The 19,596-nt window shown below is 58.3% G+C and carries 22 protein-coding genes; 14 read left to right on the plus strand and 8 right to left on the minus strand.

Annotated elements, in window-relative coordinates:
* Positions 1-214: 214 nt before the first annotated feature.
* Complete coding sequence (locus tag BLS30_RS14705) at positions 215-1,435, plus strand: hypothetical protein (protein WP_090229889.1); 1,221 nt, start codon at positions 215-217, stop codon at positions 1,433-1,435.
* A gap of 142 nt (positions 1,436-1,577) precedes the next feature.
* Here the strand turns inward: BLS30_RS14705 and BLS30_RS14710 are convergent, their stop codons facing one another.
* Entirely contained in the window at positions 1,578-3,695 is a 2,118-nt protein-coding gene (locus tag BLS30_RS14710; RefSeq protein ID WP_090229892.1) for a S9 family peptidase, read from the minus strand.
* A 510-nt stretch (positions 3,696-4,205) separates the two neighbouring features.
* Here BLS30_RS14710 and BLS30_RS14715 point away from each other — a divergent pair.
* Positions 4,206-4,613 carry a Ros/MucR family transcriptional regulator gene (locus BLS30_RS14715; RefSeq protein ID WP_046478339.1) on the plus strand — a complete coding sequence of 136 codons (408 nt, stop codon included), beginning with the start codon at positions 4,206-4,208 and terminating at the stop codon, positions 4,611-4,613.
* Between the two features lie 40 nt (positions 4,614-4,653).
* Here BLS30_RS14715 and BLS30_RS18050 read toward each other — a convergent pair whose 3' ends face one another.
* Entirely contained in the window at positions 4,654-5,010 is a 357-nt protein-coding gene (locus BLS30_RS18050; protein WP_046478340.1) for a hypothetical protein, read from the minus strand.
* A 219-nt stretch (positions 5,011-5,229) separates the two neighbouring features.
* Here BLS30_RS18050 and BLS30_RS14725 point away from each other — a divergent pair, with 219 nt between their 5' ends.
* The gene (locus BLS30_RS14725; protein ID WP_244512458.1) at positions 5,230-5,655 is read left to right on the plus strand and encodes a helix-turn-helix domain-containing protein; all 426 of its coding nucleotides are present in this window, start codon (positions 5,230-5,232) and stop codon (positions 5,653-5,655) included.
* A gap of 29 nt (positions 5,656-5,684) precedes the next feature.
* Positions 5,685-6,524 (plus strand): DUF6456 domain-containing protein, encoded by an 840-nt coding sequence (locus BLS30_RS14730; protein WP_244512460.1) that lies wholly within the window; start codon positions 5,685-5,687, stop codon positions 6,522-6,524.
* Positions 6,525-6,552: 28 nt separating this feature from the next.
* On the opposite strand, the gene BLS30_RS14735 is transcribed toward BLS30_RS14730, so the two are convergent.
* Positions 6,553-6,963 (minus strand): SufE family protein, encoded by a 411-nt coding sequence (locus tag BLS30_RS14735; protein ID WP_090229894.1) that lies wholly within the window; start codon positions 6,961-6,963, stop codon positions 6,553-6,555.
* 299 nt (positions 6,964-7,262) lie between these two features.
* Here BLS30_RS14735 and BLS30_RS14740 point away from each other — a divergent pair, with 299 nt between their 5' ends.
* The 5 genes from BLS30_RS14740 to BLS30_RS14760 all read left to right on the plus strand — a co-directional run bounded on the left by BLS30_RS14740 (position 7,263) and on the right by BLS30_RS14760 (position 10,411).
* A complete protein-coding gene (locus BLS30_RS14740) occupies positions 7,263-7,685 on the plus strand; it encodes a YciI family protein (protein WP_090229897.1) in 423 nt (140 codons plus the stop codon).
* A gap of 143 nt (positions 7,686-7,828) precedes the next feature.
* Positions 7,829-8,239, plus strand: coding sequence for a VOC family protein (locus tag BLS30_RS14745; protein WP_090230294.1), 411 nt, complete (start codon positions 7,829-7,831; stop codon positions 8,237-8,239).
* A 199-nt stretch (positions 8,240-8,438) separates the two neighbouring features.
* Positions 8,439-8,840, plus strand: coding sequence for a hypothetical protein (locus tag BLS30_RS14750; RefSeq protein ID WP_090229899.1), 402 nt, complete (start codon positions 8,439-8,441; stop codon positions 8,838-8,840).
* A 106-nt stretch (positions 8,841-8,946) separates the two neighbouring features.
* Positions 8,947-9,939, plus strand: a complete 993-nt coding sequence (locus BLS30_RS14755; protein WP_210184047.1) for an ATP-dependent nuclease — start codon at positions 8,947-8,949, stop codon at positions 9,937-9,939.
* Positions 9,940-10,054: 115 nt separating this feature from the next.
* Positions 10,055-10,411 (plus strand): DoxX family protein, encoded by a 357-nt coding sequence (locus BLS30_RS14760; protein WP_244512462.1) that lies wholly within the window; start codon positions 10,055-10,057, stop codon positions 10,409-10,411.
* Positions 10,412-11,266: 855 nt separating this feature from the next.
* Here the strand turns inward: BLS30_RS14760 and BLS30_RS14765 are convergent.
* From BLS30_RS14765 to BLS30_RS14780, 4 genes are all read right to left on the minus strand, one after another.
* Entirely contained in the window at positions 11,267-11,551 is a 285-nt protein-coding gene (locus BLS30_RS14765) for an Rdx family protein (RefSeq protein WP_090229904.1), read from the minus strand.
* 9 nt (positions 11,552-11,560) lie between these two features.
* Complete coding sequence (locus BLS30_RS14770; protein WP_090229907.1) at positions 11,561-12,055, minus strand: AAC(3)-I family aminoglycoside N-acetyltransferase; 495 nt, start codon at positions 12,053-12,055, stop codon at positions 11,561-11,563.
* Positions 12,056-12,096: 41 nt separating this feature from the next.
* Complete coding sequence (locus BLS30_RS14775) at positions 12,097-12,561, minus strand: hypothetical protein (protein ID WP_090229909.1); 465 nt, start codon at positions 12,559-12,561, stop codon at positions 12,097-12,099.
* A 136-nt stretch (positions 12,562-12,697) separates the two neighbouring features.
* On the minus strand, positions 12,698-13,327 hold the full coding sequence (locus BLS30_RS14780; protein ID WP_046478349.1) for a TetR/AcrR family transcriptional regulator: 630 nt from the start codon (positions 13,325-13,327) through the stop codon (positions 12,698-12,700).
* A 128-nt stretch (positions 13,328-13,455) separates the two neighbouring features.
* Between BLS30_RS14780 and BLS30_RS14785 the strand changes: the two genes are divergently transcribed.
* The 4 genes from BLS30_RS14785 to BLS30_RS14800 all read left to right on the plus strand — a co-directional run bounded on the left by BLS30_RS14785 (position 13,456) and on the right by BLS30_RS14800 (position 18,203).
* Positions 13,456-14,754 carry an HlyD family secretion protein gene (locus BLS30_RS14785; protein WP_082101175.1) on the plus strand — a complete coding sequence of 433 codons (1,299 nt, stop codon included), beginning with the start codon at positions 13,456-13,458 and terminating at the stop codon, positions 14,752-14,754.
* Between the two features lie 25 nt (positions 14,755-14,779).
* A complete protein-coding gene (locus BLS30_RS14790; RefSeq protein WP_046478350.1) occupies positions 14,780-16,351 on the plus strand; it encodes a DHA2 family efflux MFS transporter permease subunit in 1,572 nt (523 codons plus the stop codon).
* Between the two features lie 169 nt (positions 16,352-16,520).
* Positions 16,521-16,874: a YciI family protein gene (locus BLS30_RS14795; RefSeq protein ID WP_090229912.1), complete on the plus strand. Its 354-nt coding sequence runs from the start codon at positions 16,521-16,523 to the stop codon at positions 16,872-16,874.
* 66 nt (positions 16,875-16,940) lie between these two features.
* Positions 16,941-18,203, plus strand: a complete 1,263-nt coding sequence (locus tag BLS30_RS14800) for an RNA polymerase sigma factor (protein WP_090229914.1) — start codon at positions 16,941-16,943, stop codon at positions 18,201-18,203.
* Positions 18,204-18,216: 13 nt separating this feature from the next.
* On the opposite strand, the gene BLS30_RS14805 is transcribed toward BLS30_RS14800, so the two are convergent.
* Positions 18,217-18,573, minus strand: a complete 357-nt coding sequence (locus BLS30_RS14805) for a hypothetical protein (protein ID WP_046478353.1) — start codon at positions 18,571-18,573, stop codon at positions 18,217-18,219.
* A gap of 322 nt (positions 18,574-18,895) precedes the next feature.
* Here BLS30_RS14805 and BLS30_RS14810 point away from each other — a divergent pair, with 322 nt between their 5' ends.
* Positions 18,896-19,579, plus strand: a complete 684-nt coding sequence (locus BLS30_RS14810) for a peptidoglycan-binding domain-containing protein (protein ID WP_139165367.1) — start codon at positions 18,896-18,898, stop codon at positions 19,577-19,579.
* The last annotated feature ends 17 nt before the right edge of the window (positions 19,580-19,596 follow it).

Genomic DNA, 19,596 nt, shown 5'->3' on the forward strand with positions numbered 1-19,596 from the left:
GTGCGTCTGCAAAGTCACGCTTCGATCTGCCTGCCGGTCACTATTTGGGGATGGTGCCGGGCGCTCACGGAAAGATCTGATGCGCGGTGATGTTTTTGACGCCGGTTCCGCGTGTTTCTGGATTGCCTGCAAGCCTCTTCTGCAGGACGCGTGCACGAGGCTGGATAGTTATTGTTTCGCGTCACACGCCAGCCCTACTGAGGGAAAGAGGGCTATGAGGCATGCTCTAGGGGTATTAGGAATTCTTGCCGCCGGTGTATTGTTGGCGGTATCAGCCGCCATGAATTGGCGGTTTGGCTTGAGTCTCGGTAGGACCGAGCTTGATGGCCAGATATATGGAGCGGCCAGCGCCGCCGCAGACTGTCTAAAGGCGCTGGTGCCATTTTTTCTGTTCGCCGCAATAAAAAACAAGGCGTGGAGCCAGGCGGCCGCGTCGCTCGTCGTGTGGACTGTCGTCACGGCGTATTCGCTCACTTCGGCGTTTGGTCATGCTGCTCTTAACCGCTTCGATGTTGCGGGTGAGCGCGCTCACGAGAAAACGCTGTATGAAAATTTGAGCGCTGATCTCGCGCGTGCCAAGGAGCAGCTCGGCTGGGTGCCGCAGCATCGCCCCGCTGGAACGATTCAGGCCGAGATTGATGCTGCGAAGAATGAGCGACGTTGGGCTTCGACCAGTGGCTGTACGGATGTTACGGCTTCTAAGAGTCGAACCTTCTGTGAGGGCTATCACGCTCTTGTCTCGGAGTTGGCTTCAGCCGAGCAGGCATCTGTGCTTGAGACTCGCATTGCTGAAGTGCAAACCCAGCTTGGGAAGGTAGATAGCTCAAAGGCAATGACAGAGGCGGATCCGCAGGCTGCGGTGATTGCTAAGATTACGGGTTTCGATGTCGATAAGATCCAGCTTGCGATGACCTTGTTCATTGCTCTGCTGCTTGAGATCGGTTCCGGTTTCGGTATGTACATTGCCTTTAGTCAGTGGCGTCTCTACGAACGCCAAAGCCCGGCCGCGCCAATCTTGGCATCGGCCAGCACCGCCGCGGCAGCGGTGGCGGTCCCGAACCCAGCTGTGGTTCCGGTGCCCGTTGCGATTGAAAAGCCGCGTTCCGGCGCAAACGACAACATCAACAAGTCGATTGTGCCTCAGAGACTCGTTGCTCCAGAAAACGATGTGGAGCGCTTTTATAAGGAACGGATAGAAACACAGGATGGATCGAGCCTTACTGCAACTGCACTTTATGAAGACTACTGTGCTTGGTGTGAAGAACAGCAAAAGGAGCCTCTAGCACTTCCAACTTTCGGCCGAGATTTTGGAGAGTTGGGTATTCAGAAAGCGAAGATTGCAGGACGAGTCCGGTATATTGGTATCGCGTTACGCTCCGGAGCAGCGCTCGAGGAGGTTAAGAATACGCCGGCCTTCAAGGTACAGGCAGCCTGAGATCCAGGCATTCGGAGGGGCCCCGCAAGGGGCCTTTTCTTTTTTTACGAACGATCTTCAAGTTGCGAAAAAAGGGCAGTCCTGGGACTGCCCTTTTTTGTGGTTTGGATGGCTGCCGCTTTCGCGCATGAGCGCCTGAAATTTAGCTGACGGCGGTTTCGGTTTTGCCGGCGATCAACAATGCGAACGCATAATCGTGGGCTGATTCTTTGAGTGCCGTGAAACGACCTGATGCTCCACTATGGCCAGCCTCCATGTTGATACGTAATAGGACCAGCTTGTCGGATGTATTGTGTTCCCGCAGCCTTGCGATCCATTTGGCAGGCTCCCAGTACGTGACGCGAGGATCTGTCAGTCCGGTATAGGCGAGGATGTGTGGATAGGGCTGGTCCTTCACGTTGTCGTAGGGGCTGTAGGAGCGGATGATTTCGAACTGCTCAGGGCTTTTCAGCGGATTGCCCCATTCCAGCCATTCAGGCGGGGTGAGCGGAAGTGTTGCGTCGAGCATCGTGTTTAGAACGTCGACAAAGGGCACGTCGGCGATAATGCCGAGAAACAGGTCTGGTGCCATGTTTGCGACGGCTCCCATGAGCATGCCTCCGGCGGACCCGCCGTTGGCAACTATGCGTCCGCGTTTGGTGAAGCCCTCACTGACCAAATGCTCTCCGGCCGCGATGAAATCCTTGAAGGTATTTGTCTTCTTTTCGAGCTTTCCGTCCGTGTACCAGCGATAGCCTTTTTCCTTGCCCCCACGAATATGGGCGATGGCATAGACAAAGCCTCGATCAACAAGTGACAAGCGCGTCGTGGAGAACGACGCCGGGATCGAAATCCCGTAAGAGCCATAGCCGTACAGAAGTGCGGGCGCGGAGCCGTCAAGCGGGGTGTCCTTGTGATACAGGAGGGAGACTGGAACTGTTTCCCCATTGGCAGTTGGCGCTTGCAGGCGTCGTGTCACGTAGTTGGCAGGGTTGTGGCCGCTGGGCACTTCCTGGCGTTTGCGCAATGTGCGTGCGCGGCTTTCCATATCGTAGTCATAGACCTCGGCGGGGGTGGTCATGGAGGAATACGTAAAGCGGATTGCCGTTGTGTCGTATTCGTAGCCGTGTGACAGGCCGAGCGCGTAGGCTTCTTCATCGAACGATATTTCATGCTCTGAGCTATCGTCGAATTTGGAGATGACGATACGCGGCAGGCCGTCTTCCCGTTCAAGCCGGACCAGATGATTTTTGTAGGCAACGGCCTCGATGATAAGGCGCCCAGGGCGATGCGGGATGATTTCGCGCCAGTTCTCTTGCCCAGGATTGTTGACGGGAGCCTCAACGATCCGGAAGTCTACCGCGTCGCCCGAATTGGTCAGGATTACAAGCGCATCATTGTGGTGCTCGATGCTATATTCATGGCCGGCTTGACGGGGAGCAACCAAGCGCGGTTCTGTGCTGGGATTGTCGGCGTCGATTAGGTAGACTTCGCTCGTTTGGTGATCGTGTGCGTCGATCAGAATGAAACGGGAAGACTGGGTCTTGCCGATTCCGACATAAAAGGCGCTGTCTGGCTCATGGTAGACTCGTACGTCGTCCGTGTGGGGTGTCCCTATAACGTGGCGGTAGACGGACAACGGACGGTGATTTTCATCAAGGCGCACATAGACGATCGTGTTGGAGTCGTTTATCCAAACGAAATCGCCTCGCGTGTCGGGAATCACGTCTTCAAGATCTTGGCCCGTATCGAGGTCGCGAATACGGATCGTGTAAAGTTCCGAGCCCTTCTCGTCGACAGCATAGGCAAGGCGTTTGTGATCGGGGCTATGCTGGCTTCCGCCTAAACTCCAGTACGGCTTATCTTTCGCGAGCTCGTTTCCATCCAGCAGGATAGTGACGTCGCCGCCCTCACGGGGCTGGCGGCAAAGTTGCGGATATTGTCCCCCTGTGACGAAACGGTATGAGTAAGCCCATGATCCGTCGGGTGTGGGAACAGTGCTGTCATCCTCCTTGATCCGAGCCTTCATTTCGTCAAACAGCTCGGATTGTAACGTAGCGGTACTCGCAAGCGCGGCGTTGGTGTATTCGTTTTCGGCTTCGAGATGAGCTCGAATGGCGGAATCGAGCCTATCTGGTGCCCGCATCACTTCCTGCCAGTTTTCTGCCCGCAACCACGAATACTCGTCCTCGATCGTGATCCCGTGATGGGTAGCGGCAGTTGATTTGCGTGTGGCGCGCGGCGGCTTAATGCCGGTGGGCCGGAGGGAGTGAGCGGTCATGTTGGATGGCTCCGGTACGTGCTTTGTCGGATGCGGGTTAGCCGGTTGTTGTAACGGGGCGTAGCGGTTTGGGCCAGGGTGGGCGACGGAATTGAGCGAGTTGATATCCGACCACGAGGGTTTCGAAAGAGGGAAATTAAGTTTTCGACGATTGTGGCTAAGTATTTGATGTTAACTTGGTGGCGCAATGTCGCGCCTGGCTGAGGGCAACGTCAGTCATGAAAAACGGGGCAGTGTTGATGAATTCGTGAGGGGAGATTCACTGGTTTTGTAGTTCTCAGGTCATCGACGACTTGGTTTTTAGTTGACAATGGGGTTCCGCTATGACCAAGAAGGTGGCTCTTGGGATCTGTCGCGGAGACGCTCCAATTCTAGAACTCTTATAGAGTCTGTTTAGGCATTGCTAGCGTCTTAACGACAAAGACTGGCGAGATTTGTGGTATTGACTTGAAGTAAATTGCCGGGACGGCGCGCGAACTGTTCGCCTAACCCGCAATAGAGAGGACTGTTATGGAGAACTCTTCGCAGCCGGAACTCGTCGAACTGACCGCAAGAATCGTTTCGGCGTTCGTGAGCAACAATACCGTGGTCGCCACCGATGTCCCGCATTTGATCAGCGAGACGCACTTGGCTTTGAGCCGTGCTTCGGGTGGCGTGACCCCTCCGGAGCGGGAAGAGCTGCGACCCAAGGTGCCGGTCAAGAAGTCTGTTATGCCGGATCACATCATTTGTTTGGAAGACGGCAAGAAATTCAAATCCCTCAAGCGGCATTTGCGAACCCACTACAATCTGTCGCCGGAGGAATATCGCGAGAAGTGGGGTTTGCCGCACGATTATCCGATGGTCGCGCCGAACTACGCAAAGGCGCGCTCGGATCTGGCCAAGAAGATGGGTCTGGGCACGCGTCGCGAGAAGTAAACTGCAATATTGCGCGGGCCTTTAGAGTCCGCGATGCAAGTTAACGATCAGGAAGCGGTCTCGTGTTGAAGCGGGGCCGTTTTTCTTTGGTCTGAGGTCGTTGCCTGAGGTTGGCCGCATTATGCGCGGCGGCGAGGGTGCGATAGGCCGCGAGTAGTTCGGCATGCCGCGCTAAGTCATAAGCCCAGTGGCCGGCTATCCCGCGCTGCCGTTCAGCCCGAAGTGCTTTGCGAAGCTGGCGAAGCAATCGATCCATTGCCGCTGGGTCGTCGCCACTTGCGACGTCATAAGGCCAGACGGCGATGAGGCGCCGTAAACTCTCAAGAGTGCCCTGGACGATAGACGGGTTAGCTCGAGGGTGGACGGCGTGGATCGGGGGCGCTGTGTTGGGTGGCATTTTCAACTTTTCGGCTTTTGGAGCAGAGCTGAAATTGTCACCGATCCGTTGATGAGTGTGGACTAATATAACGGAATTACATGCGCTCCTGTGCATAGATTATGTTTTCTTATGTGAATACATGTGATTTTTCGACTTATCCCCATCACCTAGATATCCTCTAGGCTGTATATATCACATCAATTGGCCCGATTACTTCAAGGTTTCCGAGTCATTACCATGGTGATGAACAGTATGATGGATGTTGGGTTTCATTACTTGCCGTCACTTGTTGAGAGCGGAGCTCCCCCGCCGGGGCCAGCGCCTTACTGCGAGGCTGTCATGAAGACCCGGCGATGCGTCATCGAAGTCGCGGTGAGCCAAGTGTTCGGCGTTGCGCTTTCCGATCTGCGAGGTGTTACGCGTGGCCGCGCGAAAGTGGCGCTGGCGCGTCAGGTGGCGATGTATCTGGCTCACGTGGTTTGCGGCATGAGCCTCACGCAGGTGGGGCGAACTTTTGAGCGCGACCGCACGACCGTTGCCCATGCGTGCGGGCTGGTTGAGGATCGCCGTGACGATCCGAGCTTCGATCGCATCCTGGAGCTTCTGGAGCGTGTCACCGTTGCCGTGACGTCGCCGCGATTTGATCCTGTCGTGAATCTTTGACCTCCTTTCGTCAGTAAAAAGAGGTGCTGATGGCTGAGAATGCCAGAGAGCTTCCGCGTGATGCCTCGACGCGCCGAGCGCTGAAAAAGCTTTCATTGCGGACTGCGCTCGCAGAGGAAACGGATGATGGGGGCGTCACCATCCTCGCGGAGCGGGACGGTCAGGATGGTCTGACGGCTTGCGGCGAGATCCAACCGGATCTGTGGGCGGACTTCGTTCGTCGCGGCTGGGTTGTCCGCGAGACGGAGGGACGATGGCGCCTTGCCAATGCCGGCCGCATTCATCTCAAGAGGCTTATGAGCCGGGGAGAGGGGCTCTCTAATCTGACAGCTGCTTCGCATCTACCGAAGACTTCGGGGGGAGGGCGCGACCAGCCGAAGATGAACTTGGCGGAAAGTCCGCTGGCGTGGCTGCGCCGGCGCACCGACCGGCACGGGCAACCGTTGATTTCTCAGGCGCAGTTTGAAGCGGGTGAGCGTCTGCGGGCAGATTTTGAACGTGGGAGTATGGGCGCTCGGGTTACGGCCAACTGGAGCAGTACCGGTGGTGTGACGCCGGGTTCGGTTGGGCCTGACCGAGAGATCGCGTTGCGCGGGCATGCGCTTGCCGCGCGCGAGCGTGTTCGGGCGGCGTTAGCGGCAGCAGGGCCGGAGCTTTCTGGAATTCTGGTTGACGTTTGTTGTCACCTGAAGGGGCTGGCCGATGTCGAGCGTGGTGCGGGGTGGCCGCAACGTACGGCGAAAGTGGTGCTGCTGCTCGCACTGACGACGCTTGCGCGGCATTACGGAATGATCGGCCAAGCGGATACGCACGCGGGCGGCGACCGCATCCGGCACTGGGGTGCGGCTGACTTCCGACCCGAGGGGTGACGTTGCGGGGTAGGAGGGTCTTACCGTGTTATGTGCTGGCGGCGGCGAGTTGGGCGTCGGCGCGGATGCGCTCCACCATGGATGAGAAGCCGTTGGAGCGCTGCGGGGTGAGGTGTTCCTTCAACCCTAAGTCGGCGAAGACCGCGCGGGCATCAGTTTTCAGAATGTGGTCCGGGGTCTGGTTCTGATAGATAGCGAACAGGATCGCGATGAGGCCGCGCACGATATGCGCATCGCTGTCGCCGACGATCTGCAGGCGGCCATCTTCCGTCTTGGTTGCGAGCCAGACCTGGCTGGCGCAGCCGCGGACCTTGTTTGTGTCCGTCTTCAACTCCGGGTTCATTTCCGGCAACGCCTTGCCCAGCTCGATGACGTAGCGGTAGCGGTCTTCCCAATCGTCGAGGAGGGCAAAGTCGTCACTGATTTCGGCAAGGGTCATGGGTCTTATCAAAATTTCCGGGTGATTTCAGGTCTACGGCGCGGCGATGTCCGCGACAGACGCGCCGTGCGGTGTTCATGCTTTAGATAATGTGTTTGGGCGGGCGGGGCAATGAAACGCCCGTTTTACCGTCCCTTCAGCATTCCAGCAGGATTTTCAGGGCCCGTTTTCCGGGCTGAAGTCCCACTCTCGACCTTTTTTCAAAAAAAATTTCGCCGGGATGTCGATCTGGCCGTTTCTCGTTCGTCGTATGAGCAGGACGGCCAGTGGGGCCTCCTTGGATCACAGGAGACGAGACAATGCGTGTGATGGTTTTTGTGAAGGCGACGACGGACAGCGAAGAAGGCGTCATGCCTCCGGCGGAATTGCTCGTCGAGATGGGTAAGTACAACGAAGAGTTGGTCAATGCCGGCATCATGCTGGCGGGGGATGGTCTCAAGCCGTCCTCGCAGGGCAAGCGCGTCGCGTTTGACGGGCCGGGGCGCACCGTGATTGACGGGCCGTTCGCGGAGACCCGCGAGTTGGTTGCCGGGTACTGGATGTGGGAAGTCAAGGACATGGCCGAGGCCGTGGAGTGGGTGAAGCGCTGCCCCAACCCGATGATGGGTCCGAGCGAGATCGAGATCCGCCCGGTTTACGAGATGGCCGACTTCAACGAGATCATGACGCCCGAAGCGGAGGCGGTGCACGACCGGGTTCGCGACAAGCTGGAGGGCAAGTGAGGCGGATGTGATCTGCGCGCGCGGCCGGAGAGGCCGCGCTCGCTTTCAGACAACAGACAATCTAGTTCTTTGTTTTGTCGTGCTTCTTTTCGGAAAAACCGGTTCCCACTTTTCTAGGCAAGCACTCTAAAGGGATGCCCGAAATGCCCAAGATGATCTTCCTCAATCTGCCGGTGAAAGACCTCGCCGCCGCGACCCGCTTTTATGAAGCGATCGGATGCACGAAGAACGACCAGTTCAGCGATGAGAACGCGTCGTCCATGATGTGGTCGGACGCAATTGTGTTTCATCTGCTGACGCACGACTATTTCTCGACGTTCGCGCATAAGCCGATTGCCGATGCGCACAGGAGTGTCGGCATGCTGATCGCCTTGTCGTGTGGCCGGCGCTCGGATGTGGACGAGATGGTGGACGCTGCCGCGGCGGCGGGTGGCACGGCCGATCCGCGTGAGCGTCAGGACATGGGCTTCATGTACGTGCGCAGCTTTGTCGATCCCGATGGGCACGTGTTCGAGCCGGCCTGGATGGATATGTCGGCGATGGGTGGGGCGTGAGGAGGGGAGCGCGGAGCGGGCGCGCGGTTGCGATGGCCGCGCCTCGTGCTGCCTGTGCACTTGAGCCGAGCAAAATTCCTCAACAGAAATAATTCATCCGAGCACGCCCTAGTTTGACCGCGCCGTGCGAATCGGTGCGCTTTCAATTGCTCCAATATGTTTTGGCCCGGCGCTGGAAAAGCGCCGAGGGGAGGGATTTATGAAGCGCATTATTTCAATCGTTATTGTCGGGACAGTAGTTGCAGCATGTGCGGGGCCGAAACTCGTACCCGTTCGCATGGATGGTCAGAGAATTACAGAAAGCCCAGTGTTGGCACATGGCTACGAAGCAGATCACACCATCTGTCGAGGTGAGACGCAGAAGGCCAACCTATCCAAGACCAAGCATTACTATGGTGGTGTTGCCGGAATTGCCGAAAGCCTCGATCAAGCGCAAGCGGCGGGCGATGTCTATGCCGGCTGCATGGCGCAAAGAGGCTATGCCATGGTCAAGGAAGAGGAGGCGGAAGCCAAGCGAGCCCAGTACAGCGCGGTCGCTAGCTCTGTGGCTGGGGCCTCTCCGTTGGCGACGGGTTCAGTCACTAAGCAAGCTGGGCGTTGAATTTAAGAGCGGTCTCCCAGCATTTGTGCGTCATTAGACGTTTCGGGTTCGTGCGGACGCTCAGCATCTCGACACCCTTATTTCCGATCCGAATGCCGTCTATGATGTGGAGGTAAACCTAGACGATAGAAGTCGCGGATTTAAATGGTTTTTTTCGTTTTTTGTGACATTCGCGGCTGACACAAAGGGCGGCCCAGCAGAAGATGCTATCCTGCTCTTAGATGAGCCTGGTCTATATCTTCACGCGGCCTCTCAAGGTGATTTATTAAAGTACCTCACCGGAGATATTCCAAACCAAGTAATCTATACGACTCACTCTCCATTTATGGTGCCAACAGACAATTTGGATGCAGTCAGAACCGTCAAAATCGCTGCTGACACAGGCACGACTGTTACAAACGATCCAACCGGTGATGCTCGTACTCTGTTCCCCTTGCAGACGGCCCTTGGCTATACCTTGGCTCAAAGTCTCTTTGTAGGTCCGGCGAATCTCGTCGTTGAGGGAGTTACCGATTTTTGGATTGTTTCGGCAGTGTCGGAGTATTTGCGTGACAAGAATCGACCGGCGCTCCCTCCGGAAGTTGCGCTAACCCCAGCGGGAGGAGCTCAGAAGATTTCGTATATGGTCGCTCTTCTGGCATCTCAGCAGCTAAACGTGCTTGTGCTGCTTGATGATGAGAAACAGGCTCGCAACACGAGCGAGGAATTGGTTAAGGGCAAATTGATCCGGCAGGACAGCGTCATCTTCACAACGGAGCTGTATTCATCAGATGCGCCGGCAGAAGCAGATATTGAAGACCTGCTAAACCCGAGTGTCTATGAGGCTTTGGTGCGCGAGGCTTACAAGTCAGAATTGAAGGGAACTACACTTGCCTTGAACTCAAACATTCCGCGAATCGTGAAGCGCTTTGAGACGGCATTTTCGACCGTGGGCAAGGAGTTTAACAAGACGCGTGCTGCACGGCTTTTCTTGAGCAAAATGGCGGTGGATCCAGAGGAGGTCATGCCAAGTGAATCTGCCGACAGATTTCAACGGCTTTTTGAGCTGGTTGCAGAACGTTTTCAGCGGCAGAAGTCCCGTGAGAACAAATTCGGCTGATTGACAACGCAGTAGCCGAATTTAATCAGTCAGCCCTGCTCCGGCTTTGTCACCATCCAAATACCAAACAATCCGTATACACCTCTACCTTTAGCCACATCTCCAGGAGACCACGATGAGTACGCGCGCGATGCTTTGGGTGGGGTGGGGGCTGTCCGGTCTTTTCGCCCTGTTTATGCTGGGGGCGTCCGTCACGCCGAAGCTGGCGCAGATGCCGATTGCGGAAGAGACGATGGCGCAGCTCGGCAGGCCTCCGGGCTACGCGTTCATGATCGGGACCATCGAGCTTGTTTGCGTCGTGCTCTACCTCATCCCGCGGACCGGTTTTTTCCGTGCTTCTTATCGGAAAACCGGTTCCCACTTTTCCGGAAGCCTCTCGTGTGCTCGGCACGGTGCTGATGATGGGGCTGCTCGGCGGCGCGATGGCGACGCAGATCCGCGCGGAGAGCCCGCTCTTCAGCCACTTTTTTAGTGTTTAACTGGCTGTTCAGCCTGTCTATCTGGGGCTGGTCATGTGGGGCGGACTGTGGCTGCGCGATGCGCGGGTGCGGGCGGTGTTTCCGTTTATGAGGTAGGCGTGCCTTCTCGTGTCGTCCCGGCACTTGCTGGCGGGACCCAAGGTGCTACTGGGGCTTCCGTTCGCCGGTTGTGCTCCACTGCTGCCGCCGCGCACGCTGAACCTTGGATCCCGTGGACATTTTCTTTTGCCGCGCCTCCGGCACGAGCCACGGGATGACACATTCCCTACCGTCATCCCGGCATTTATTGCCGGGATCCAACTCTCGGCTGGGGAGGCCGCTGTGCTGTTGTGCTTCACCCTTGCGTCGGCGACGGCTGAGCCTTGGATCCCGCGAACACTTGTTTGCCGCGCCTCCGGCACGAGTCCCGGGATGACATGTTGTCGGGGTTCCGAGTGCAACATCCGCCAGACCCTCTACCGTCGTCCCGGCACAGGTCACGGGATGACACATTCCCTACCGTCATCCCGGCATTTATTGCCGGGATCCAACTCTCGGCTGGGGAGGCCGCTGTGCTGTTGTGCTTCACCCTTGCGTCGGCGACGGCTGAGCCTTGGATCCCGCGAACACTTGTTTGCCGCGCCTCCGGCACGAGTCCCGGGATGACATGTTGTCGAAGTTCCGAGCGCAACTGCCGTACATCCCCTACCGTCGTCCCGGCACTTGTTGCCGGTGGCGTGGCTGGAACGAAGTTACCGGGACCCAACTCTCGGCTGGGGTGTCCGTTCGCTGGTTGTGCTCCACCGCTACCACGGAGCCTGCTGGACCTTGGATACCGGGGACGAGCCCCGGTATGACATATGGTTCGGTTAGGGCGTATCGGAATGGCCGAGGCTGCGGTCGGGAGCGATCAGATCGCGGACGCGCTGCTTGAGTTCCTTCGTCTCCGGAAAGCGGCCTTCCGCCTTTCGTGACCAGATGACGTCGCCGTCAAGACGCACCTCGAAGACACCGCCGGTCGTGTCCGGCGTGAGGGTCACGGAGCCCAGGTCTTCGGCGAACGTGGTCAGAAGCTCCTGCGCCATCCAGGAGGCGCGCAGGCCCCAGCCGCATAACCGGCAGTAGGTGATTTCAACGTGTGGGCTTGCGGGCATGGTGACACCTCATTCGGACCCGGCTGTTCCCGGGCTTGGCTTTTTCTCCACCGCGATGTCGAAGTGCAGGACGTCCTCGCGGATGCCGAGTTTTGTGTAAAGCGCGATGGCCGGGGCGTCGATATGGTCGGCCTGGACGTAGATGACCCAAGCGGCGCGTTCGGCGGCGTGGGTGCGCAGGTGTTCAATGAGAGCGGTGGCGATGCCCCGGCGGCGATGGGCTTCGTGGACGGCGAGATCGTAAATGTAGAGCTCGCGGCGCGCCTGCTCGAACTTTTCGAGTTCGTAGCCGACGAGGGCGCCAACGACGTCTTCGCCGGCAAGTGCGACGAGGGCCACGACATGCTCCTTGGCGAGCAGGGTCGTGACGTAGGTATCGTCTGGTGGTGCGGCGCCATAGGTGTCGGGCTCCGCGAAGGCCTCGCCGAACAAGGCGTTCATCTTGCGGAAGAGGGGGAGATCGGCGGGGCCGAGGCGGCGGATGGCGGCGGGCTCAGATGACATGCGCCTAGCTGTAACACGGCGGCGCGGGAGGGCAACGCGGATCAGAAGACCGGCTTGATCTTGTCCAGGGCGGCGATGCCGGTGTCGGCATCCGCCTTCGTCACCCAGTGATGGGTGATGACGTGGTAGCCGTCCTGTTGGATCGAGAGATACTGGGTCGCGCCCGGACGGAAGATCTCTGTCATTGAAGGCCCGTCCGGATTAAAGACCGCGTTGGGATTGCTGATTACCAGTTGACGCTGGCCGGAGTCGACGGTGAAGCGTGTGTGCCCGCAGTATTCGATTTTGCCGACTTCCTTGCCGTCGACCCTGATCGTCGGCGTGTAGGTCATGATCTTGCCGCCGGTGAGGTAGTTGATCGGCGCGCATTGGAAGTAGGCGACGACCGTCGTCCGCCCGCCTTGGAGTTTTGCGAGTTCATCTGCCGTGAGCTTGGGCTGCTGTGCGCAGCCGGCAACGGTGAATGCGATGAGAACGACTGCGGCGAAACTCTTTCGGAAAAGCATAACCTGGAAATCCTCCGGACGCTGACGAACATATCTTCCTTGGGCGGAGGACTTGCTTCCGGCAATAGGATCTGTGCCAGGTTGCCGTTTCTGACTGTGGGCAAGTGGCTGGGGCGCAACGTGATGCGTTGAGCTTTTACCGCTTGCCGTAGGATGCCATGAACGTGCGCACGGCGATGCCGATCACGTGGGCGATGCGTTCGTCGCTTGGTGCGGGGGCGGCGGCGAACAGGACCGGCTTGAACATCGTCGACTGGCAGGAATCCAGGAACTGCGCGGCGGCAACCTCGCAGTCGTCAATGGCGACGACACCGGCTTTCACCTGAGCCTCAAGGTATTGCGAGAGGCGCTGGATCCCATATTGGGGGCCGAACTCGTAGAACTTGCGGCCGATTTCCGGCATGCGCTCGGCGATGCCGATGACAGTGCGCAGTGCTGACATGGCGGAGGGCTGGCAGAGGAAGCGGACGTAGGCGTCGCCGAGGCGCGTGAGAACGGCTTCGACGTTGTGATCGCTGGCATCCAGGGCGAAGACCTGCTGCGCCTGGCCAGCGCGCTCGTCCTCGACGATGGCTTCGAACAAGCTCTCCTTATTTTCGAAGTAGACATAGAGCGTGCCCTTCGACACGCCCGCGACGCGCGCGATTTCGCCCATGCTGGCCGCATCGAAGCCGTGGGTCAGGAAGAGCTGTCGCGCGCCTTCCATGATCTGCCGTCGCTTGGCGCTTTCTTCGACGGCCGGTGCGTCGGTGACCTTGCTCGACATTTTGTGATCGCTCCGGAGGTGAGTGTGATGACCGAACCGTTCAGTCAGTATTGACGTAGGCGTATAAGATGGCTAAGTCAAGCCATGACTGAACGGTTCGGTCAATCATGATTTAAGCAGACGAATATATGCTAAAGGTTCGTGATAACAATGAGCTAAAGTCTTTCGAGGACGGCGATGTGCCGGTCTCGGAGCCGGATTTCACGCCTTCGTCCCTGACTGTCGAAGCGAAGGGGCCGCGTGTTGTGCCCCCGCCTGCAGACCCTGAGAGCCGCGAGGCGGAGAAGGCGCCTCAAGATGCGCCGGGGGCGAAGCCCGACGCGGAGGCTTCTCCGCCTGCGCCAGCCAAGCGGCATCGGCTGCGGCGGCTTGTGATTGTTGCGGTTGCGTTGATCGCGCTGGGCGCTGGCGGCTGGTATGGACATTACTGGTGGACGACGGGCCGTTTCCTCGTTTCGACCGATGACGCTTATGTGGGCGCGCACACGGCGACGCTGGCGGCCAAGGTTTCAGGCTACATTTCTTCCATTGATGTTCGCGATAACCAGGAGGTGCATCCGGGTGAGGTGATCGCGCGTATCGATGACGGTGACTACAAGCTGGCGGTTCAGTCCGCCCGCGATAACGTGGCGATCCAGCAAGCTGCGATCGCGCGGATCGGCAAGCAAGTGGACGCCCAGGACGCAGCAGTTTCACAGGCCAAGGCTCAGCTTATTTCCGCCAACGCCGCAGCCAAACAAGCCGAACTTGAATTGGTGCGTCAGCAGCAACTCGCAAATCGTGATTATGCCAGCCGGCAGGCGCTGGAGCAGGCGCAGGCGAACCGTGATCAGACGGCGGCGGCTGTGGAAGGGGCGAAGGCCGGTGTGACGGCGGCGGAGACCAATGTGGCTGTGCTCAAGGCGCAGCAGCAGGAAGCCGAGCGGACACTCAAGCAACAGCAGACCGCACTGGCCAAGGCTGAGCGGGATCTGTCCTTCACTGTAATTCGCGCGCCGATTGATGGCGTGATCGGAAACCGCGCCATGCAGGTGGGCGACTACGTGCAGCCGGGGCAGCGTCTCGCGGCGCTGGTGCCACTGGATGACGTCTATATCGATGCGAATTTCAAGGAGACGCAGCTTGCCGATCTGCGTCCGGGGCAGCCGGTCACCGTGTCAGTGGACGCGCTTCCTGATCATGACCTCAAGGGCAGCGTTGTGAGTGTGGCGCCGGCTTCAGGCTCGGTCTTCTCCCTACTGCCGCCGGATAATGCGACAGGCAACTTCACCAAAATCGTACAGCGCATCCCGGTGCGGATCCGTGTGCCGGTCTCGGACAAGAAGCATGAGCTTTTGCGGCCCGGTATGTCGGTCGTCGTAACGGTGGATGCGAAGCCAGGCGCGACCGAGGGGGCCTCTGTCGCTGCAGTTCAAAGCGTCAAGTAAGTGTGAGAGATAAGCGAGCCATGCCATGGCCGATACGAACGGAATATCTTCAGAGATTGCTGACGATCGCATAGATCCGCGCCGGCTCATCGCGTTCCTGACAATGGTATTCGGGATGTTCATGGCGATCCTGGACATCCAGATCGTTTCGGCGTCGCTGACGGAGATCCAGGCTGGTCTCGCAGCGAGCAGTAATGAGATCACCTGGGTTCAGACAGCGTACCTCATCGCCGAAGTGGTGATGATCCCGTTGTCGGGGTTCCTGTCTCGCGCGCTGGGGACGCGCATCCTGTTCGCCGTTTCTGCGGGAGGCTTTGCGGCTGCCAGCCTCATGTGCGGGCTTTCGACCTCTATCAACGAGATGATCATATGGCGCGCCATTCAGGGGTTCATCGGCGGCGGTATGATCCCGACGGTTTTCGCCTCAGCCTACCTGATTTTTCCGCGGTCGCGCATGAATGTGATTGTACCGTTGATCGGGTTGGTTGCGACATTGGCACCGACGATCGGTCCGACGGTGGGAGGTTACCTCACCAATATCCTGTCATGGCACTGGTTGTTCTTCATCAACGTTATTCCGGGTATCTGTGTGGCGATCGCCGCATTGGCTCTCATTGATTTCGATGAGCCCGATTTCAGTCTCTTCAATACTTTCGACTGGTTTGGCTTGTTGTTTATGGCTGGGTTCCTAGGCGGCCTCCAATATGTTCTGGAAGAGGGGCCGCGCAATGACTGGTTCGGTGACGATGCCGTTCTCGTTATGGCGTGGGTTTCCGGGCTTTCGGCGATTGCGTTCTTTGTGCGGGTTTTGACAGCGCGCACGCCCATCGTCGATCTGTCGTCCTTCCAAAACCGCAACTTCGCAGTGGGCTCGCTCTTCTCGTTTGTGCTTGGCATCGGTCTTTATGGGTTGACGTATCTCTATCCCATCTACCTCGGCCAGATCCGTGGGTATGACGCACTCATGATTGGCGAGACGATGTTTGTGTCCGGTTTGGCCATGTTCCTCACTGCTCCGGTGGCCGGGCGGTTGATGCCGGTAGTCGACAAGCGCTTGATGCTGATGGTGGGCTTTCTGTTTTTCGCGGTTGGCACGTGGTGGATGACGTATCTGACCAGCGATTGGGATTTCTATGAGCTTTTATGGCCGCAGATCTTCCGTGGCGTTGGGCTGATGCTGTCAATCATTCCGATCAACGACATCGCGCTTGGCACTCTGCCGCCTGAGCGGGTGAAGAATGCTTCGGGCCTGTTCAACTTGATGCGCAACCTTGGTGGTGCCGTAGGTCTTGCGGGACTGACGACGGTCTTGAATGATCGCACGGATCTCCACTTGGCGCGTTTGCACGAGTCGATCACCTGGTCGCGGCCAGTCGTAGAAGAGACGCTCAACATGCTGACGGAGCGTTTTCACTCTTTCGGTAGCGATGCGCATGCCATGGCGCTCAAGCAGCTGATGCAGATCACGCATCAGCAAGGTGTCGTCATGGCCTTTTCCGATGTGTTTTTGCTGCTGACGCTGCTCTTTGCCGGCCTCGCGTTGCTTTCGCTTCTGGTCAGCAAGCCGAAGGCGGCTGCCGGTGGCGCGGCACATTAAGCACGGTGGGTGGGCACTCCACCGTCGGAAAAAAAATCGCTCGAGGAAAAAACATCCATCGTGTCGATCCGGGTGTTGCTCGTTCGACGTTACGGCAGAGCCGGCCTAATTCTCCCGCGTTAAAACCGCAAATGTCGGCTCATAACCGGATGCAGAAGGATGAGTGACGATGAAATTCCTATCGATGGTCAAGTCTGCGGAGCACCAAGGGCCGCCGCCCATGGTGCTGATGGAAGCGGTCGGTGGTCTCGTAGAGGAGGCGACGAAGGCGGGTATCGTCATCAATGTGGGTGGGCTAATGCCGAGCCAGATGGGCGCTCGTGTCCGTCTCTCCAATGGCAAATTGAGTGTGACCGATGGCCCATTTGCAGAGGCCAGAGAGGTTATTGGGGGATATGCCATGTTTGAGTTGAAGAGCAAGGAAGAGGCGATTGATTGGGCCAAACGCCTTCTGGCTCTGCATCTGGAGCATTGGCCGGAACGGGAAGGTGAGTGTGAAATTCGCCAAATTGCCTCGGAATAGGGAAACCTCTTCAGTCCATTAGGCGAAAAGTTGCCTGGATGCGGTGAGTTGCGATAGTCGGTAGCCATGACTGCTACCGACGTTCAAGCGAGCATTGACGCCATCTGGCGTATCGAGCAGGCCCGGCTTATTGCCGGGCTCGTGCGGATTGTGCGCGATGTGGATCGTGCAGAAGAGCTGGCTCAGGAAGCGCTTGTGGCCGCGCTGGTGGAATGGCCGAAAACCGGTGTGCCCGTAAAGCCCGGAGCGTGGTTGATGGCTGCAGCGAAACGCCGAGCCATCGACGGATTTCGCCGCGACAAGATGCTGGAGCGCAAACATGCGGAGATTGGACGAGATCAGGAGAACGTTCGCGACACGAGCATAGAAAAGATCGAGACCGCCATGGACGATGATCTTGGCGATGAACTCTTAGGGCTGATCTTCACCGCATGCCACCCGATTTTATCGGCTCAGGCGCGCGCGGCTCTCACGCTGCGGCTGATCGGCGGGCTTTCGACGGATGAGATTGCCCGTGCCTTCCTTTCGAGTGAAGCGACTGTGGCGCAGCGGATCGTCCGGGCGAAGAAGACGATCGGGAAGGCGGGTCTAACTTTTGAGGTGCCGCGCGGGGCGGCCCTTCAGGAACGGCTGGCTTCGGTCTTGGAGGTTATCTACCTCATTTTCAATGAGGGTTATGCGGCGACCGCCGGGGAGGATTTGATCCGTCCGGCCTTGTGTACGGAGGCTCAGCGTCTTGGCCGTATCCTTGCCGCCGCTCTTTCAAATGAGGCGGAAGTCTTCGGTCTGCTTGCTCTTATGGAAATTCAGGCATCGCGTCTGGGAGCCCGCACAGCGACGGATGGTTCGCTTCTGACATTGAATGAACAGAACCGCGCGCGCTGGGATCAACTTTTGATCCGGCGAGGGCTCGCTGCATTGGAGCGCGCTCAGGCGCTTGGAGGTGCACATTCGCCCTATACGCTGCAGGCAGCGCTTGCCGCTTGTCATGCGCGGGCTCGTAGGGTTGAGGAGACCGACTGGGAGCGGATTTGCTCACTTTACGACACGCTGCGTGAGGTCATGCCATCACCCGTGGTCGATCTGAATAGGGCGGTTGCGCATAGCATGGCGTTTGGCCCTGAGGCCGGATTGGTGCTGCTGGATGCGATTGAACAGGCGGAGGCGTTGGGTGGCTATGCCCCTTTGCCGGCGGCCCGGGGTGACTTTCTCTTCCGTGCGGGGCGGTTAGGAGAGGCCAAGACCGAATTTGAGCGCGCTGCGGTTCTGACCCGCAATTCCCGCGAGAAGGCGTTCCTTCTCGCGCGTGCGCGCTCTTGCGAGCGATGACCTCTCTCGGCGTCTAGTTTGTGAGCTCGTGGCCCCGCCAGGCCGGAAGGCGGTCGCTGGGGGTCAGCGTGCCTCGCTCAAGAGAAGATATAGCGTAGTGATCAAGCTGGCCATCTTCCGGCATACGGCCCAGGTTGCTGGCGGCAAGATTGCGGCGAACCGCGCCTTCCATCATGGCCAAGGCCTGCCCGCCTTTAACGTACACGTTATCCCACGTGGACATGGCCTGATCGCACAGATGCGGGTCGCGCACGCAAGTCTGTGACGTCCAATCGTAAGCCTCACCGACGCGCTCCAATAGCCGTTCGCGATCAATGCCGTCGCGCGGCACGAAGATCACGATCAGAGCCAGGATCAGCAGTAGTCTCATGGGGAACTCCCCCTCCAGTCTACAAATTTACTCGTCTCGAACGCCGCGAAATCCGGTCAGGGTCTCAAGGCTCCCCTGGTGAGGGCGGCAGTGAGATGCGGGCGTCGTTCGTCAGCTTGTACAATAGCGGAGGAAAGCTGCAGAACCGCTCGCGAGGGCGATGCAATTTGTGTTGAATTGCAAAGCTTTGATTATGCTTCTGTTAACGGATATGCGTTCGCGATCTAGCTCAGCAGCTCGCTGGTTAACGTCGCCTTCACAGGCTCCCCAATAGTCTGCCGTGAAAGAGATTTGAGCGTAGAATTGATCGCTGGAGGGGGTAGTGCCGGCAAATATGGTCAAGATTGGGTTACTCGTGTTTGTCGTGTTGGCCGCGACGGTGACCGCCAACGTGATGGCGTTGCAACCTATTGGCCGGCGAGCAATCGGTCCGGCTACCAAAGCAGCTGCCCCTGTTGAGACGGCTACGGTGCCGGAGAAGGCTGATGTGTCCAAGGCGGAACCGGCGGTATTGAACGGCGAGAAAGCACCGGATCTTGAAGGTGCGGTACGCCGCGAATTGGGACTGCGTGGGTATGCGCCTGGTGAGGGGGATTTTTCCGGCCTTGAAGCACGTGCAGCTATCTTGGCCTTTGAGAGCGATGCGGGGTTGCCTCTGACCGGACGTGTACGTTCGGAGCTTCTGCAGCAGCTCTTGTTCGGTGTCGCGAGAAACGCTCCTATGGTAGATGCGATGCCTGCCTCTGCCGAGGTCTCGCGAGATGCGCGCGAGGTTATCGCGGCGGCGCAGCGGTCGCTTGCGTTACTCGGTTATAAACTCGAAGCAAACGGTCTTCCCAGCCTTGAGACCCAAAAAGCTATCCGTGAATTTGAGGCCTACTATAAGCTCCCTGTAACGGGCCGAGTTTCGGGACGGCTTATGGCGCAACTTGCTCAGGTTAGTAAGCTCGATCACGGATCGGTGGCTGTAGACAAGCTGCGGGCTCGTGTCGCCTCGCAGCACTAGCGCGGGGGGCCTAGTTT

The organism is Filomicrobium insigne (assembly GCF_900104305.1).
GTDB lineage: Bacteria > Pseudomonadota > Alphaproteobacteria > Rhizobiales > Hyphomicrobiaceae > Filomicrobium > Filomicrobium insigne.